This is a genomic window from Janthinobacterium agaricidamnosum (genome assembly GCF_003667705.1).
In the GTDB taxonomy this organism is placed as follows: domain Bacteria; phylum Pseudomonadota; class Gammaproteobacteria; order Burkholderiales; family Burkholderiaceae_D; genus Janthinobacterium.
In genome coordinates, this window is the sequence record NZ_CP033019.1 from 3,825,533 (window position 1) to 3,842,085 (window position 16,553).

Consider the following 16,553-nt stretch of genomic DNA (forward strand, 5'->3'; position numbering starts at 1 on the left):
GAGTGGAGGATGTCAAAACCGCAACCGGCGGCAGGCGGGAAGCGCTGCGGCTGATTGTCTGGCTTCAGTTGCAACAGATTATGCATGGCATGAAGATCGATGTAAAACGGAAAATATACCTAGTTAGCATCGAAAAAATCGATAATAACGGTAAGGATGTCCACGACAACGTCTTCTGTTGCCGATTATTGTCTGCATTGCCAAAAATATCCAGCGTTATCCGGCGCCTCAGACCAGGCCGCAAATGAGAATGATTCTTGTTATTACCCTACAGGATTGTTATCATTGCGGCCCCGGCAAGCCTGCAGCTTCGCCTTGATTCCTCCATAATAGCGCAGCACATACGGCAGAAAAACATGACGGCCACCCGCCACGATACGCACACCTTGAACGCACAGCCCATCGTTTCCCCGCCCCGCAGCCAGGGCCTGACAGCCGGCGCCCTCGCCTGATGGGCGAGCCGCACGCCCAGGCTTCCCTGCGCGAAGCGCACGGCGCGCGCCTGCGCCGCTGGGCCTGGACCGCTGCCGGCGCCCTGATGGTGCTGCTGGGGATCATCGGCGCCATGCTGCCCGTCATGCCGACGACGATTTTCCTGATCCTCGCCCTGGCCTGCTTCAGCCGCGCCTCGCCGCGCCTCGAGCACTGGCTGCTGCACCATCCGCGCTTCGGCCCATCGCTGCTCCAGTGGCGCGAACACCGCGCCGTGTCGCGGCGCGGCAAGGCCATGGCTTGCCTGGGCATGGCCATCGGCTTTGTCGCCATGTGTCTCGGCCATCCGCCGTGGTGGGTCATCGCCATGGTGGGCGCCATGGAGCTCGCCGTGCTCATCTACCTGTTGCGCCGTCCCGAAGGTCCTGCGGCCAGCGGAGCAGAATCTGCCCGTGAAGAGGACAATCGCAGGCAGTAAACGGCCCTGCCCGCGACGAAAAAACGGCAACTGAGCCGAACCGCACATAAAATCACCGCGATGCCTGCACAGGGCGCGTCGAACTTTTCACCAAGATGTGGCTCCGCCACGCCAGTCCACGCGATTAAATTCGGCAAGAACGCCGCTTTCCCGCTTTTTTCACTTGAAAACAGTCGCATAGACATTATTTGCATATTCAAAGCAAGATTCTGTCGTAGGAGTAATAACACGATCGGAGGTATACTACGCAACCGACGTAACAGGCTGGGCGATTTGGCCCCTGCAAGCAAGCCTGTGACGGTCCAATAAAAAAGGAAACACTGCATGACCACACCACACCGTACGCCGGTGATTCGCATCGATGGCGCGAACAAGACCTTCGCGCTGCCCAAGGGCGAACAATTCCACGCGGTCAAATCGGTCACGCTGGAAGTCTATCCCGGTGATATTTTCGGCCTGATCGGCAAGAGCGGCGCCGGCAAATCGACCCTGCTGCGCCTGATTAACCTGCTCGAGCGCCCCGACAGCGGCACCATTACCGTGGCCGGGCGCGAACTGACCCGCCTGGGCAAGAGCGAGCTGCGCGACGCGCGCCAGAATATCGGCATGATTTTCCAGCAATTCAATCTGCTGCAAAACGCCAGCGTCTTCGACAACGTCGCCTTCCCCCTGAAAATCCATGGCACGACCAAGGGCGAGCAGATCGCCGCCAGAGTCGAGGAATGCCTGGCGCTCGTCGGCCTGTCCGACAAGCTGCACAGCTATCCGGCGCAATTGTCCGGCGGGCAGAAACAGCGCGTGGCGATCGCCCGCGCCCTGGCCAGCCACCCCGACGTGCTGCTGTGCGACGAGCCGACGTCCGCGCTGGACGCGGAAACGACGCGCGCCCTGCTCGACACCCTGCGCGACATCAATGCGCGCCTCGGCGTGACCATCGTCATCGTCAGCCACGAGCTGTCGGTGCTGGGCGCCATCTGCAACCGCGTGGCCGTCGTGGAAAACGGCGCCATCGCCGAACAATTCGACTTGAGCGACACGGCCACCCCGCGCAAGACGGCGCTGGGACGCGAGCTGGCGTATTACGGCACCGAGGCGTTTGAAGCCACCGCATGGAAGGATGCAACACATGTTTGAAGAATCGATCAATAACGTCGTCAACCTGCTGCCGGAAATCTGGGTGGCGCTGGGCCAGACCATGACCATGCTGGGCATCGGCTTGACCGCCGCCATCCTGATCGGCGGCCCGCTGGGCATTTTGCTGTTCCTCGTCTCGGAAGGCCAGTCGCTGGAAAACCGTCCCCTGTCGACGATCCTGGGCTGGCTGGTCAATACCGTGCGCAGCTTCCCCTTCATCATCCTGCTCGTCGCCCTGACGCCGTTTACGCGCATCATCGCGGGCACCTCGATCGGCCCGCTGGCGGCTGCCGTGCCGCTGTCGTTCGCCGCCATTCCCTACCTGGCGCGCCTGGTGGAACAGAACCTGCGCGAAGTGCCGCGCGGCGTGATCGAAGCGGCGCACGCCATGGGCGCGTCGGAAATGCAGATCATCTTCCGCGTGCTGCTGGTCGAAGCGCGCTCCGGCCTCGTGCTGGCGCTGACCGTGTTGTCGATCAGCTTCCTGTCGTATTCGGCCGTGGCCGGCGTGGTGGGCGGCGGCGGTATCGGCGACCTGGCCATCCGTTACGGCTACTACCGCTTCGAGACGGACATCATGGTCGCCACCGTGGCCATCCTGATCGTGCTGGTGCAAACCATCCAGTTCGCCGGCACGCGCATCGCCAAGCGCCTCGACAAACGTTAATTCATATTCAGAAACAAGGACCTGCATGAACCACCTTCGCCGTAATTTGCTCCTGGCCGCCGCCAGCCTCGCCTTCGCCACCGCCGCCCATGCCAAGGACCCGAAAGAACTCGTCATCGGCACCAGCTCCGGCCCGTATTCCGACCAGCTGAAGCTGGGCATCAAGCCTATCCTGGAAAAACAGGGTTACAAGGTCAAGATCGTGGAATTCAACGACTACGTGCAGCCGAACTACGCGCTGGCCGAAGGGTCGCTGGACGCCAACGTGTTCCAGCACATCGTCTACCTGACCAAATTCGCCACCGATAACAAGCTGCCATTGAGCGCCCTGATCACCGTGCCGACCATGCCGATCGGCCTGTACGGCGGCAAGCAGAAAACCCTGGCCGAAGTCAAGAACGGCGCCACCATCACCATGCCGAACGATCCTACCAACCAGGCGCGCGCGCTGGTGATGCTGGCCAAGATGGGCTGGATCAAGCTCAAACCGAACGTCGATCCGCTGCGCGCGTCCGAACGCGACGTGCTGGAGAACCCGAAGAAGCTGAAACTGGTGCCGCTGGAAGCGGCGCAGCTGCCACGTTCGCTGGCAGACGCCGACTACGCCTTTGTGAACGGTAACTTCGCCCTGGCCGCCGGCATGAAGCTGACCTCGGCCCTGAGCGTGGAAAAGATCTCGGACAGCTACATCAACCTGGTCGCCATCCGCACCGCCGACAAGGCCAAGCCATGGGTGAAGGACCTGGAAGCGGCCTACCGCTCGCGCGCCTTCCTCGACGCGACGAACAAATACCTGGCCGGCTACGAAAAGACGGACTACCAGCTGGCGCTGGAAAAGACGCTGAAAAAATAAACGGCGTGCACCAAACGTAAAAAGGACGGCCAAGGCCGTCCTTTTTTATTGTCCGCGCCTTGCGGGCGCCATCACTATTTAGAAGCGGTAGCCGACGCCTACGCCGATCAGGATAGGATCGACTTTGACTTCGCTGATCTTGGCGCCGCCGGCCAGTACGTCGCTGCGGATCTGTACTTTCTTGATGTCGAAGTTCAGCGACCAGTTTTTGTCCAGTTTGTAATCGACACCGGCTTGCAGCGAGTAGCCCCAGCTGTCATGCTCCAGGCGGCCTGCGCCGTTCAGCAATTTCACGTCCGAGATATTCGTGTAGTTCACGCCGGCACCTACGTATGGGCTGAACTGTTTTTCAGGCATGAAGTGGTATTGCAGCGACAGGGTCGGCGGCAAATGCTTGAAAGTACCGATCTTCGTGCCGGACAAGGTAACGTCATGCTTTTGCGGATACGTCAGGATCAGCTCGGCAGCGATGTTAGGCGTGAAGAAATACGAAATATCGATTTCAGGAATCGTCTTGCTGCTGACGTGAATAAGGTCGGATGCGCCGACGCCACCAACAGGAGCAGATTTGTTGGCCGGATCGATGTGCACGGCGCGGGCACGGACCAGCCATGGGCTTTCCTGTGCCATTGCGTTGCCGGCGAAGGCGCCGATGGCGGCCAGGACGATTGCTGCTGCAGTTGCGGACTTTTTCATTCTAGTTCCCTCTTTTTGTCGTTAAGTAACGCTGCGAAGTCTAAGAGTGCAGTGCAACAAAAACTTTGATCCACATCAAATAGTGCTAGATGGCATCACTAGACGGATTTTTTCCTTTGCCCAAGTCAAGAAAATGCGGCAATGCAGCGTGACCGGATGCAAGGTCCCCTATTTCAGCGGCCAGCCAGCCGCGCAATGCTGAGACAAGTTGCGCGCCGCGCAATGGTTACTTGCGCCGATGTCACTGGATTGCCGCCGGCCCCTGCAGCATACTATTTCCAGTGCACACATGAGAATGGTAATGATTATCATTTGCGATATAATGGCTTACCTCGCTCAGCGACTACAAAAAGGAATGGGAGACATGGATATATTGAGGGAACTGCGTGAATCGGGCTTGAAAGTGACCATCCCCCGCTTGCGGATTCTGCAGCTGTTCCAGGAAGGCACGATCAAGCACCTGAGTGCGGACGATGTCTACAAACTCTTGCTGGCTGAAAAGATCGACGTGGGCCTGGCCACCATCTACCGCGTGCTGATGCAGTTTGCCGAGGCCGGCATTCTGTTTCGCCGGCACTTCGAATCGGGCCACGCCGTGTTCGAACTGAATGAAGGCCAGCACCACGACCACCTGGTCTGCACGGGTTGCGGCAAGGTCGATGAATTCGTCGACGAAGGCATCGAACTGCGCCAGAACGAGATTGCCGCCGAACGGGGCTTCGTGCTGCACGAGCACGCGCTGTCGCTGTACGGCACCTGCGCCGAGTGCACGGCGAAGAAAGTCCCGCCGCGCAAAGCCTCCTGAGGCAGCGCGGAAGGTAGCGCCTGGCAAGCCACCTGCGCTACACTGCGTGCGCCGCAGCTCAACAAGGGACAAGCATGTACATCGGAGAAATCGCCCGCCTGGCGGGCACCTCGCCCAAGGCCTTGCGCCACTATGAAGCGCTGGGCTTGCTGGGCGACGTGCGCCGTTCCGGCGCCTATCGCGTCTACACGCAGCAGGACCTGGCGCAGGTCAAACTGATACGCCAGGCGCAGGTCCTGGGCTTCCGCCTGGCCGAACTGCTGCCCGTCCTGGCCGGCGACGATACGGACTGGGCCGCCCTGTCACGGCACATCGACGCCAAGCGCGCGCAGGTGCGGCAGGATATCGCCCGCCTGCGCCAGCTCGACGTGCAGCTGGCCGACATCGACACGGAAATCCGTGACTGCCTGGCGCGCCAGCAACTGCAGGCAGCCTGACACTGCGCGCTTGACTCTGCCCCCAGGGGCAGGCTTTAGCATGCAAGCTCTTCTTTAACGGAAAGCCTGCAGCATGAGCAAAATTACACCGAAGCGCATTTTAATTCTCCTCGGCCACCCGTCCAGCGACAGTTTCTGCGCCGCCCTGGCCGAGGCCTACGCCGCCACGGCCCGCAGCGCAGGCCATACCGTGCGCGAACTGCGCCTGGGCCAGCTGGACTTCGACCAGAACCTGCATGAAGGCTACCGCCAGGTGCAGCCGCTGGAGCCAGACTTGCTGGCCGCGCAGGAAGCCATCAGCTGGGCCGAACACCTGGTGTTCGCCTACCCGATCTGGTGGGGCGGCGCGCCGGCCCTGCTGAAAGGTTTTGTCGACCGTATCTTCCTGCCCGGCTTTGCCTTCAAATACCGCCCGGGCAAGGCCTTTCCCGCCCAGCTGCTGAAGGGCCGCACGGCGCAGCTGCTGGTGGCGATGGACACGCCGCCCTGGTATTTCCGCTGGGTCTACCACATGCCCGGCATCCACCAGCTGCGCAAGACGACCCTGGAATTTTGCGGCGTCAAGCCCGTCAAGGTGGCCTGCTTCGGCCCCATGATCGATTCCACCGGCACGCAGCGCGCGCGCTGGCTGGAGCAGGCACAGGCGCTGGCCAGGCGTCTGTAAGCCCGGCAACGGATTGCCATGCAGCCATCTTGCATACGGTTTTGACAAGCCGGTAATCAAGCCGTCATATTCAGCGGCTACCATGATGATATTGCCTGTTTGTCAGTCGCCTTGCTCTCGCGACAACAAAGGTCCGATCGTCATGTAAAGGTAGCCGCTGTGGAGTTCAACGCTTCTCGATTGCATCTTCCCCGTTATCGCACGTCCGTGGCGCTTGATCTGTGCGTTCCCACGGAATCCGTGCAGGCCGACGCCAGCAACTTCGCCGTGCTGGAATTGTTCACGGAACGGCGTGACATGATGAGCCTGCCCGTCACGGAGCAGCAGAAGCCGATCGGCTTAATCAGCCGCAATATCTTCATGTCGCAGATGTCCAAGCCCTTTTATCACGAGGTGTACGGCAAGAAGAGTTGCATCGCCTTCATGGACAAGGAACCGCTGATCGTCGATGGCGCCATGAGCATCGAAGACCTCACCTTCCGCGCCGTGGAAGCGGGAGAGAAGGCGCTGGCCGACGGCTTCATCATCACCGAGGATGGCGCGCTGGCCGGCGTGGGCTTCGGCCTGCAGCTGATGAACGTGGTGGCCACCATGCAGGCGGAAAAGAACCGGCAGATCATGCACAGCATCGATTACGCCAGCGTGATCCAGCGCGCGCTGCTGCGCACCTCCGATGCGGAATTGCGCGCCACCCTGCCCGACGCGCACCTGGAATGGCAGCCGCGCGACGTCGTCGGCGGCGACTTCTACTTTTTCGAACGCCACGAAGGGGGCTGGTTCGCCGCCATCGCCGACTGCACGGGCCACGGCGTGCCGGGCGCCTTCATGACCCTGATCGCCTCGTCGGCCCTGAGCCAGGCCTTGCGCGAACGGGGGCCGCGCGATCCGGCCGCCCTGATCGGCGCCGTCAGCCGCGCCATCAAGACCCTGCTGGGCCAGGACGGCGCCGACAGCGGCGCGGCCACCGGCCACGCCGGCTCGAACGACGGCATGGATTGCGCCTTTTTATGCTACGACACGGCCAGCGCCAGCCTGCGTTTCGCAGGGGCGAAACTGGCGCTCTACGTGGTGGCGCCGGGCGAAGAAGCCGTGCGCGCCATCGATGGCGCGCGCATGGGCGTGGGCTACGTTGACACGCCGGCCGGCTACTGCTGGCACAACGAGACACCCGACATTCCCGCCGGCAGCCTGCTGTTCCTCACCACCGACGGCTTGCTCGACCAGATCGGCGGCGCGCGCGACATCGCCTACGGCAAGCGGCGCATGCGCGAACAGCTGCTGGCGCGGCGCGACGCTCCGGCCGGCGACGTGGCGGCGGCCCTGCTGCAGGACAGCGCCGCCTGGCAGGGAAAACAGCCACGCCGCGACGACCTGACCTTTTTCTGTTTCCGCCTGTAGTCTGGGCGCCATCGAGCCACCTTATCAACAAGACACCGGGTCACCGGCTAGCCAGGAGCACGCACGTGCTGTACGAAGAATTCAACGAGTTTTGGGATGTGGCCCGCAAGCGCAACATCATCTTTTTTTACGTGGGCTATTTCTCGCAGCACGTGGTGAGCGCCATTTCCGAAACCATCAAGGCGCGCCTCGATACGGCCGGCGCGGCCGGGCCCACCCGGCGGCGCATCTTTTCCTCGTTCATCGAGATGTCGCAAAACATCATGCATTATTCAGCCGACAGCCTGACGCCCGATGCGCAGCTGGACCAGCAGATGCGGCGCGGCTCGTTTTGCATCGGCACGCGCGGCGACAGCTTTTTTCTGCTGTGCGCCAACCCCGTCTCGACCGACAACGTGGCGCAGATCCGCGCCCGCCTGGAACCGCTGCACACGATGACGATGGAAGAAATCCGCCTCGCCTACAAGAAGGCCCTGCGCGAGGAAGCGCCATCGGACAGCAAGGGCGCGGGCCTGGGTTTTCTCACCATGGCGCGCGATGCCAGCGAGCCGCTGGAATTCGAATTCGTCCAGGACCCACAGGAACCTGGCCACACCATCTTCTGCATCAAAGCCATCATTTGAAAGAGCCGACTCAGGAAAGCATATGCAATTACCGTCACCACTGTTCATCGCCGCGACCCCGAGTTCGCCCGAAATCGACTTCCGTTTCGAGCAGCACACCCTGTCGATCAAGGGCGAGTCGTATCCGGAAAACGCGGCCGCCTTCTATGGTCCGCTGATCGCCGCCGTGCGCGCCTATCTGGAAGGCTGCCGCGAAGCTGCCATCACCGTCAACGTCTCGCTGGCCTACTTCAACAGCTCCAGCACGAAGATGCTGTTTACCCTGTTCGACACCCTGAACCAGGCGGCCGTGGACGGCAACCAGGTGCGCCTGAACTGGTATCACGACGAGGACGACGACACCATCCTGGAATTCGGCCAGGAGCTGCAGCAGGATTTTACGGCCCTCGACTTCCACGACCATCCCGTGCAGGGCAGCTAGGGCATGCGCGCCGCCATCTCCGAGTCCGGCCTGGAGCCCGACCTGTTCACCGTGGAAGCGGCAGCGCTGGCCACCGCGCGCCGCATGCACGCCGACGCCAACGCCTCGGGCGCGGAACAACGGCGCGTGCTCGGTGAACTGATCGTTCACTACGAGCGGCTGATGCGCGAGACGCGCCGCCTGATCGGCCGCAGCGACCGCGCCGAGCGCGACATGCATCTGCTGAACCGCCAGCTGCAAACCCTGGCCGGCCAGCTCGAATACCGCGCCACGCACGACCCGCTGACGGGCGCCCTGAACCGCGGCGCCGTGATCGACCACGCCTCGCGCTGCCTGGCGCAGGGTGACATGGCGCTGATCGTGCTCGATATCGACCTGTTCAAGCAAGTCAACGACGACTTCGGCCACCCGGCCGGCGACGGCGTGATCCAGGCCGTGGTCGACTGTTTAAAAGGGTTGTTGGGACAGGAAACGGCCATCGGCCGGGTCGGCGGCGAAGAATTTTCCGTGGTCTGGCCCACCTCTTCGCGCGACGAGGCGGCGCAAGTGGCGCAGCGCATCTGCGAGACGGTCGGCCGCCAGCGCCATGCGGCGCCCATCACGCGCGCCATCACCATCAGCGTGGGCCTGAGCTGGAACCGCGCCGGCACGCCGTTCGACACGGCCTACAGCCATGCGGACCAGGCCCTGTACCAGGCCAAGCGCGAAGGACGCAACTGCGTGCGCCAGTGGCTGGAAAGCTGAAGCGGCGCAATCAGCGCAGCTGTTCGCGCGCCATGCTGCCATCGCGGCGCATGGCCGCTGCCGCCCGCTGCATGGCGGCCACCTGCGCCTCGGGCACCTTGAGGTTACAGGCCAGGTAAGTCTGCACGCGGTTGAAGGTCAGCAGGGGCACCACCTTGCCCTCCCACTCCTTGCCGACGAAAGGCTTGCTGCCCACCGCCAGGCCGACGGCCCACAGGTCGATGCGCCCGAGCAGCAGCTTTTGCGGATTGATCCACTCCTGCGTCACGGGCGCCACGTTCATGCCGTGCTGGCGCAGATAATCGTCGCGCGCGTCGCCGAGCACCGTGCCGATCACCAGGCCGCGCGCATCGGCCAGGGTGCGCAGCGCCATATGCCGCTCGGCCAGGCCATACAGTATCCATTCCGCTTCGTTGAGGGGGCCGATCCAGCGAAATTGCGCTTCGCGCTCTTGCGTGCGCGTGGTGGAAAAGATGCAGGTGTCAGGCTCGCGCAGCGCCTGCGCATACGCGCGTTTCCACGGCAGCAGTTCCATCGTATAGCCGATGCCGGCGCGCGCCATGATGTCGCGCACCTTCAGCGTTTCGCGTCCCACGACGACATTGCCTTCCATCATGCTCGACGGCGGCAAATGCTCGCCGACGATGCGCAGGCCCGCCGCCCCGGCCGCCGCCGGCAGCAACAGCGCCGCCAGCAGCCATGCCATGCTTGCTTGTTTCATGCTTGCCTTCTTCTACCACAGGGGATACGCAGCCCTGCACCTGCAGGATGGTACCATCGGCCCCCGCCGGCCATGGCCAAAGGTTGTCAGCTAAACCATTATTTTTCCGTAACGTGGCTCAGGGCCAACGCCGGGATCATCATGCGAGGGGAGGATGGCGAGAAAAACAAGTGGCGGAAAACAGTAGGAGTCGAACCTACGGGAGAACGTCTGACGCCCTCCACCGGGTTTGAAGCCCGGCCACATCACCGGATGAGTGTGCTTTCCGCGGTGCCTGAGCTAGCTGTTGGGGCTGCGGTGTAGGACCACAACGCCTGCGGGCGCAATAGATGCCCATTGCCAACACGGCGAGTATAACCGACGCGGTCGAAGAATTCCAAGACCTGGATCGCCCGCTTGCGGCCCAAGCCGCTGGCGTCGCGGAAAGTGGCCGCGCCCACAGCGCCATTGCCTGCCGGTAAGCCGGCATCCTCTTCCGCCTTGCGCGCCAGTTCCCGCACCAGTTGCGCCAGCCCGGCCAGCGCCGCCTGGTGATAGAACAGGTCATGCACGACCTGGCTGATCTGCCCCGCCTTGGCAAGCTTGCGCAACAGCCGGCGCGTTTCGTCCTCGGTCAGGCCGAAACCGCGCGCCAGGTCGCGCGTCCACGGCGGATCGGCACGCCCCTGCTCCAGCGCGGCCAGCAAGGGCTCGGCCATGGCCTGCTCCTGCGGCGTCAGTTCCACGCTGTGCGTCGGCAAGTGCAGGCTGGCGCCGCGCGCCAGGATGCCGCCCTGCGCCAGCAAGCCTTCGACCAGATGGCTCCACAAGGCGTCTTCCATCTCCGCGTCGACGATGCGCTTCAGCCGCCACAGTTCCGGCCCTGCCTCGTCGGGCGCGCGCGCGTGGAAGGCCGCCAGTGCGGTGAGCACCCGCTCTTGCAGCGCCAGCAACGCGGGCGGCGCCACCAGCAGTGCATCGCCGCCGCGCAGGGCGATGCGCCGCGTGTCGGGCGGCAGCGCCAGGGCATGCGCCGGCAGCAGGGACAGGCGCACCAGCAGCGACTCGCGCAGCCCCAGCGGGCTTTGCGCCAGCAGGGCCGCATAGTCGCCGTGCGCGACAAACGCCGCCAGCGCATCGAGCCACGCCAGCCTGGCCGGGCTGCGCCGCTTGCGCGCCGGGCCGAACGGATCGAGCACCATGCCGCCGCCCACCGTCTGCGTCGCCTGCGCGTTGCGCACGACGAAGCGGTCGCCCGGCACGCCGTGCATGGGCGCCTCGAACACCAGTTGCACCCTGCCCGTCTGGCCCGGCGACAGGGTTTCGCCATCGAGCATGACGGCGCGCGCCAGCTGGTGCGCCGCGCCCAGGTGCACGTGCAGCGGCGACCAGGCTTTCAGCTGCACGCCGGCGTCGGGCAGCAGGGTCAGTTCCACGTCCAGGCGCTCGGAACACTGCGCCAGCTCGGGCGCGACGATCCAGTTGCCCCGTTCGATGCGCTCGCGGTCGATGCCGGCCAGGTTCAGCGCCAGGCGCTGGCCTGCCATGCCCGTCTCGGCCGCGCGGTTCTGCGCATGGATGCTGCGCACGCGCGCAGGCGCGCCGCCGGGCGCCAGCTGCAGCATGTCGCCCACCTGTGCGCATCCCGCCAGCGCCGTGCCGGTGACGATGGTGCCCTGCCCCGACAAGGTGAACACGCGGTCCACGCCCAGGCGGAACAGCCGGCGCTCGTCGCGTTGCGGCAGGCTGCGCGCCACCTGCGTCAGGTGCGCCAGCAAGGCGGCCACGCCCGCATCGTTGTCGCGATGGGCGGCGGTGGGGAAGACCGGGCTGCCCGCCAGCGGCGTGCCGGCCAGCAGCGCTTCGATGTCCGCCTCCACCTGCGCCACGCGGGCGCTGTCTGCGCGGTCGATCTTGGTCAATGCCACGGCGCCGCGCGTCACGCCCAGCAGCTGCAAGATGGCCAGGTGCTCGTGCGTCTGCGGCATGACGCCGTCGTCGGCCGCCACCACGAGCAGTGCGAAGTCGATGCCCGTCACGCCGGACGCCATGGTGCGGATGAATTTTTCGTGGCCTGGCACGTCGATCACGCCCAGCACCGTGCCATCGGCCAGCGGCAGATAGGCGTAACCGAGTTCAATCGAGATGCCGCGCGCCTGCTCTTCCTTGAGGCGGTCCGTGTGCACACCGGTCAATGCGCGCGTGAGGGTCGTCTTGCCATGGTCGATATGGCCTGCGGTGCCGACGATCATGCGGACAACTCGGCGAGCTGCGCGATGAAGGCCGTCTCGTGCGCCGCTTCCAGGCAGCGCAAATCGAGCCACAACGTGTCTTGCCCGATGCGCCCGATCACGGGGCGCGGCATGGCGCGCAGGCGCTGTTCCAGCGTTCCCAATGGATTGCTCAGGCGCGAACCGGGGGCGCTGCGGACGGCCAGGCCAAAGCTGGGCAGCTGGTCGACGGGCAAGGCGCCGCTGCCGATCTGGCTGGTCACGGTTTCGGCGCTGACCACATAGGCGGCACCGAGTACGTTTTGCAGCAGCGGCAGCAGGGTTTGCGCCTGCGCGCGCATGGCGCAAGCGGGACGCGTTAGCAGGCGCAAGGTGGTCAGGCGTTCGGCCAGCAAGTCCGGCGCGCGGTACAGCTGCAGCACGGGGGCCAGGGCCGCCAGGGTGAGTTTGCCCACGCGCAGCGCGCGTTTCAGGGGATTGCGCTTGATCTTCGCGATCAAATCGGCACGCCCGACGATGACGCCGCATTGCGGGCCGCCCAGCAATTTGTCGCCGCTGAAGGTCACCAGGTCGGCGCCCGCCTCGATGGTTTCGCGCACCGTCGTTTCATGCGGCAGCCCGTATTGCGCCAGGTCGACCAGGGTACCGCTGCCCAGGTCCACGGCCGTCGGCACGCCGTGTTGTGCCGCCAGCGGCACCAGTTCGTCGAGCTCCACGCTTTTCGTGAAACCGGTGATCGCGTAATTGCTGCAATGAACCTTCATCAGCAGGCTTGTCTGCGCGTTGATCGCGTCCGCATAATCGGCCAGGTGCGTACGGTTGGTGCTGCCCACTTCGCGCAGCACGGCACCCGCGCGCGTCATCACGTCCGGGATGCGGAAGGCGCCGCCGATTTCCACCAGCTCGCCGCGCGAGACGATCACCTCTTTGTTCTGCGCCAGGGTATTCAACATCAGCAGCACGGCGGCCGCATTGTTGTTGACGATGGTGGCCGCTTCGGCCCCCGTCAGTTCGCGCAGCAATTCCTCGACCAGGTCGTCGCGGTCGCCGCGCTTGCCCGTTTCCAGGTCGAATTCCAGGTTCATCGGCCACTGCAGCGCCTCGACCACGGCTTGCACGGCGGCGTCGGGCAGCAACGCGCGGCCCAGGTTCGTGTGCAGCACGGTGCCCGTCAGGTTGAACACGGGGCGCAGCCGCGGGCGCGCTTGCGATTGCAGCCGTTCGTCCACCTGCGCGACGATGGCGGCGATCGACGCGCCCTCTTCGCAGAAGTTACCAAAACCCGCACCGGCCAGCATGGCGGTGCGCAGTTCGGCCAGCACGGCGCGCGCGCAGGCCAGGGTCTGCACGCGGCCGTAGTGCGCAATCAGGGCCAGGCAAGCCGCGTCGCCCAGGATGCGGTCTACCGATGGCAGGCGCACGGTCTGCCCCGTCGTCATGCTGGCTGGCCCTCGCCGCTTTCGCTCTTCCCCAGCCACAGCAGCGGATTGCCGCTGGCGCGCTGGTAGCCCGCTTCGCCCACCAGCAGGTCGAGCATCAGGCTGGCCAGGTCGTCGGCCAGCGGTTCGACGTTGTAATCGTGTTCCTGGTTGAAGACTTTTCGATAGGTATGGCAATCGTCGCAGGTTTCCGCGCGCGCCACCTTTTTCGGGTCATTCGCCTTGTTCGGCAATTTGTCGTCCTTCGCCGTCACGGGGTCGAACGGGGCGGCATCGGCCGCATCGAGGCCCTGGTAGGCGATCTTGCCGTTCTGTTCGCAGGTCGAGCATTTCACGCGCACCATATGCCATTCGCTTTCGCAGATGCCGCAATGCAGGTAGCGGTAGCCCTGTGACTGGCCGCCGATGCGGATCACGCTGGCGACCGGGTGCGAACCGCAGACGGGGCACAAGGTGCCCGTTTCCAGGTCCGGCACGCGCGCGGCGCGCAATTCGCTGGCCGATACCGACCACAGGATTTGCAGGGCGGCCGCGACGAACGGCGCGTGCATGGGATTGAGGTTGTCGCCGTTTTCATCGAGCACGGCATCGGCGCAGGCGTCCAGCGCTGTCGCGTCGAGCGCGCGCAGCTGGGCCAGCACCTGCGTCAGGCCGCCGGACAGGGCCGGCTGGCGTGCCGCCGTGGCGGCCAGTTCGTCGAGCAGGCTGGCAAAGATGTCGCGCCAGACGGGCGGACGGGCGCCGCTGACGGGCAGCACCGGCATACGGTGGGCGATGGCGCGGCGCAGCGCGTCGGAGTCGGCGGCAGGCACGGCGCCGGGCGCCAGTTTTCCCACCACGGCGGCCTGCGCATCGGCCAGCGCGGCCATCAGCAGCAGATAGCCCTGCATGCCCGCGTCGACGGGGATGCCCTTGATATTGCCCTGCGCCAGTTCGCGCAAGCGCTGTGCGCGCGCCGTAAACAGGCTGACTGGCTGCGGCAGCAGCAGGCGCGGAATCGCGTTATGGTCCAGGCCTTCGATTTCGCCTGGCTGGAGTATGCGTTGTACCAATGGAGTTTTCCCATCAAAAAAAGCACAACACGGCCAGCGGAGTTGGCTGTGCTGTAAAAGTATTTTAATCGATAAAAAGAAAGGGGCCAGTCCTGGGGGACTGGCCCTGGCTGTCGCTGGCAGAGAAAAACGCCGGCGGCGGAGCGGGTCGGCTTACGCGAAGCTAAGCCGACCTACCCTTCTGCCTACTTTTCCGTATGACGGATCACGGCCTCAAACCACTTCGGATGGTGCTTGCGCGCCCAGCCGTAGGTGACGGTGCCGCGCACCATGGCGCCGATCGAGCCCTTGACCCACAAGGCCGCATAGATGTGCACGATGATGGCGCAGATGATGCCGAACGCGCAACCGGCATGCAGCAAGGCGGCAAAGCGCACGACGTCGATCGGGAAATAGAACGCGAAGTACGCGCGCCAGATCACGATGCCCGACAGCAGCAAGCCCACCATGCAGAACAGCAGCACGAAGAACAGGATCTTCTGGCCGGCATTGTATTTGCCGATCTTCGGAAGCTTCTCCTCGCGGTTGTTGAGCACGTCGTCCATCTGTTTCAGCCACTGCTTGTCGCCGTCCTCGAACTTGTTGTGATGCCAGAAGCGCACCACGAGGATGGCGAACGAGACGAACATCATCAGGCCGGCAAACGGATGCAAAATGCGCGTCCATTGCCCGCCGCCGAACAGGTTCGCCAGCCACGCCATCGAGGGATGGAACATGGCCAGGCCGGACAGGGCCAGCATGACGAAGGTGATGGCCGTCACCCAGTGATTCGTGCGCTCGTTCGGGTTGTAGCGTTCGATCAAGGGATTGCCATCCTTGTCGCGCAGCTTGCCATCGTGAAGGTCACTATGCTTCATGCTGTTCCTCCCGGATGCGCTTGGCCTCTTCCAGCGCCTCGTGCTCTTCGTCCTTGCTCACTTCGTTCGGGCCGACACGCGTGTAATGGAAGAAGCCTGCCAGTGCCGTGGCAGCCATGCCGGCCACCGCCAGCGGCTTGGACCAGCCCTTCCAGAAGCCCACCATCGGGCTGATGCGCGGGCGTTCCGGCAAGTTCGAATACAGCTTCGGCTTGTCGGCATGGTGCAGCACGTACATCACGTGCGTGCCGCCCACGCCCAGCGGATCGTACAGGCCCGCATTCTCGAAACCGCGCGACTTCAGGTCGACGATGCGCTCTTCCGCATGCACCTTCATGTCTTCCTTGGTGCCGAAAACGATGGCGCCCGTCGGGCACGTCTTCACGCAGGCCGGTTCCTGGCCCACGGCGACGCGGTCCGAGCACAAGGTGCACTTGTAGGCGCGGTCGTCCTTTTTCGAAATACGGGGCACGTCGAAAGGACAGCCGGCCACGCAGTAGCCGCAGCCGATGCAGTTTTCCTGGTGGAAATCCACGATGCCGTTCGTGTATTGCACGATGGCGCCCGGCGCCGGACAGGCTTTCAAACAGCCCGGGTCCTCGCAGTGCATGCAGCCATCCTTGCGGATCAGCCACTCGAGGTTGCCGTCGTTGTTTTCGTGTTCGGCAAAACGCATCACCGTCCACGATTGCGGCGTCAGGTCCGTCGGATTGTCATAGGTGCCATGGTTTTCGCCGACTTCGTCACGCAAGTCGTTCCATTCCATGCACGCCGTCTGGCAAGCCTTGCAGCCGATGCATTTCGACACATCGATCAGCTTGGCCACGGTGCCCGTCACCGGGCTGCGCGCCTGCGGCGGCGTTACCGTGGTCGCCGACAGGCGCCGGATATCTAAGGATTGCAGTGCCATTATTGAGCTCCC

Annotated in this window: 18 protein-coding genes and 1 tRNA gene; 11 read left to right on the plus strand and 8 right to left on the minus strand. The window is 64.0% G+C overall.

The genetic code is table 11. The annotated features are described in order from the left end of the window. Positions 1 to 451 precede the first annotated feature (451 nt). From D9M09_RS17215 to D9M09_RS17230, 4 genes are all read left to right on the plus strand, one after another. The gene (locus D9M09_RS17215) at positions 452 to 910 is read left to right on the plus strand and encodes a YbaN family protein (protein ID WP_121669991.1); all 459 of its coding nucleotides are present in this window, start codon (positions 452 to 454) and stop codon (positions 908 to 910) included. 324 nt (positions 911 to 1,234) lie between these two features. Next, a complete protein-coding gene (locus tag D9M09_RS17220; RefSeq protein WP_070222288.1) occupies positions 1,235 to 2,044 on the plus strand; it encodes a methionine ABC transporter ATP-binding protein in 810 nt (269 codons plus the stop codon). Then, complete coding sequence (locus tag D9M09_RS17225; RefSeq protein ID WP_121669992.1) at positions 2,037 to 2,711, plus strand: methionine ABC transporter permease; 675 nt, start codon at positions 2,037 to 2,039, stop codon at positions 2,709 to 2,711. The genes D9M09_RS17220 and D9M09_RS17225 overlap by 8 nt, the downstream gene beginning before the upstream one ends. 25 nt (positions 2,712 to 2,736) lie before the next feature. Then, on the plus strand, positions 2,737 to 3,564 hold the full coding sequence (locus D9M09_RS17230) for a MetQ/NlpA family ABC transporter substrate-binding protein (RefSeq protein ID WP_121669993.1): 828 nt from the start codon (positions 2,737 to 2,739) through the stop codon (positions 3,562 to 3,564). A gap of 78 nt (positions 3,565 to 3,642) precedes the next feature. On the opposite strand, the gene D9M09_RS17235 is transcribed toward D9M09_RS17230, so the two are convergent. Next, positions 3,643 to 4,260: an OmpW/AlkL family protein gene (locus D9M09_RS17235; RefSeq protein ID WP_070222294.1), complete on the minus strand. Its 618-nt coding sequence runs from the start codon at positions 4,258 to 4,260 to the stop codon at positions 3,643 to 3,645. Positions 4,261 to 4,624: 364 nt separating this feature from the next. Between D9M09_RS17235 and fur the strand changes: the two genes are divergently transcribed. The 7 genes from fur (at position 4,625) to D9M09_RS17270 (ending at position 9,352) form a co-directional block, all read left to right on the plus strand. Beyond that, positions 4,625 to 5,065: a ferric iron uptake transcriptional regulator gene (gene fur, locus D9M09_RS17240; RefSeq protein ID WP_034756687.1), complete on the plus strand. Its 441-nt coding sequence runs from the start codon at positions 4,625 to 4,627 to the stop codon at positions 5,063 to 5,065. Positions 5,066 to 5,139: 74 nt separating this feature from the next. Further along, complete coding sequence (locus tag D9M09_RS17245) at positions 5,140 to 5,502, plus strand: MerR family transcriptional regulator (RefSeq protein ID WP_121669994.1); 363 nt, start codon at positions 5,140 to 5,142, stop codon at positions 5,500 to 5,502. A gap of 73 nt (positions 5,503 to 5,575) precedes the next feature. Then, positions 5,576 to 6,166, plus strand: coding sequence for an NAD(P)H-dependent oxidoreductase (locus D9M09_RS17250; protein ID WP_205602263.1), 591 nt, complete (start codon positions 5,576 to 5,578; stop codon positions 6,164 to 6,166). Positions 6,167 to 6,346: 180 nt separating this feature from the next. Beyond that, positions 6,347 to 7,564, plus strand: a complete 1,218-nt coding sequence (locus D9M09_RS17255; protein WP_070222300.1) for a SpoIIE family protein phosphatase — start codon at positions 6,347 to 6,349, stop codon at positions 7,562 to 7,564. 65 nt (positions 7,565 to 7,629) lie between these two features. Then, a complete protein-coding gene (locus D9M09_RS17260; protein ID WP_070222302.1) occupies positions 7,630 to 8,187 on the plus strand; it encodes a SiaB family protein kinase in 558 nt (185 codons plus the stop codon). 22 nt (positions 8,188 to 8,209) lie between these two features. Beyond that, complete coding sequence (locus tag D9M09_RS17265) at positions 8,210 to 8,608, plus strand: DUF1987 domain-containing protein (protein ID WP_070222304.1); 399 nt, start codon at positions 8,210 to 8,212, stop codon at positions 8,606 to 8,608. A 3-nt stretch (positions 8,609 to 8,611) separates the two neighbouring features. Beyond that, a complete protein-coding gene (locus tag D9M09_RS17270; RefSeq protein ID WP_121669995.1) occupies positions 8,612 to 9,352 on the plus strand; it encodes a GGDEF domain-containing protein in 741 nt (246 codons plus the stop codon). A 10-nt stretch (positions 9,353 to 9,362) separates the two neighbouring features. On the opposite strand, the gene D9M09_RS17275 is transcribed toward D9M09_RS17270, so the two are convergent. The 7 genes from D9M09_RS17275 to fdxH form a co-directional block, all read right to left on the minus strand. After that, entirely contained in the window at positions 9,363 to 10,073 is a 711-nt protein-coding gene (locus tag D9M09_RS17275; protein ID WP_240453407.1) for a substrate-binding periplasmic protein, read from the minus strand. Between the two features lie 171 nt (positions 10,074 to 10,244). Next, positions 10,245 to 10,340 (minus strand) — tRNA-Sec (locus D9M09_RS17280). Next, complete coding sequence (selB, locus tag D9M09_RS17285; RefSeq protein WP_121669997.1) at positions 10,319 to 12,304, minus strand: selenocysteine-specific translation elongation factor; 1,986 nt, start codon at positions 12,302 to 12,304, stop codon at positions 10,319 to 10,321. The genes D9M09_RS17280 and selB overlap by 22 nt, the downstream gene beginning before the upstream one ends. Then, positions 12,301 to 13,722 carry an L-seryl-tRNA(Sec) selenium transferase gene (gene selA / locus D9M09_RS17290; RefSeq protein ID WP_121669998.1) on the minus strand — a complete coding sequence of 474 codons (1,422 nt, stop codon included), beginning with the start codon at positions 13,720 to 13,722 and terminating at the stop codon, positions 12,301 to 12,303. Before selA ends, selB begins: the two co-directional genes overlap by 4 nt. Then, positions 13,719 to 14,774 (minus strand): formate dehydrogenase accessory protein FdhE, encoded by a 1,056-nt coding sequence (gene fdhE / locus D9M09_RS17295; protein WP_070222313.1) that lies wholly within the window; start codon positions 14,772 to 14,774, stop codon positions 13,719 to 13,721. The genes selA and fdhE overlap by 4 nt, the downstream gene beginning before the upstream one ends. Positions 14,775 to 14,959: 185 nt before the next feature. Continuing rightward, complete coding sequence (locus tag D9M09_RS17300; protein ID WP_121669999.1) at positions 14,960 to 15,631, minus strand: formate dehydrogenase subunit gamma; 672 nt, start codon at positions 15,629 to 15,631, stop codon at positions 14,960 to 14,962. Further along, positions 15,621 to 16,541 carry a formate dehydrogenase subunit beta gene (gene fdxH / locus D9M09_RS17305; protein ID WP_070290616.1) on the minus strand — a complete coding sequence of 307 codons (921 nt, stop codon included), beginning with the start codon at positions 16,539 to 16,541 and terminating at the stop codon, positions 15,621 to 15,623. The genes D9M09_RS17300 and fdxH overlap by 11 nt, the downstream gene beginning before the upstream one ends. Positions 16,542 to 16,553: the final 12 nt, after the last annotated feature.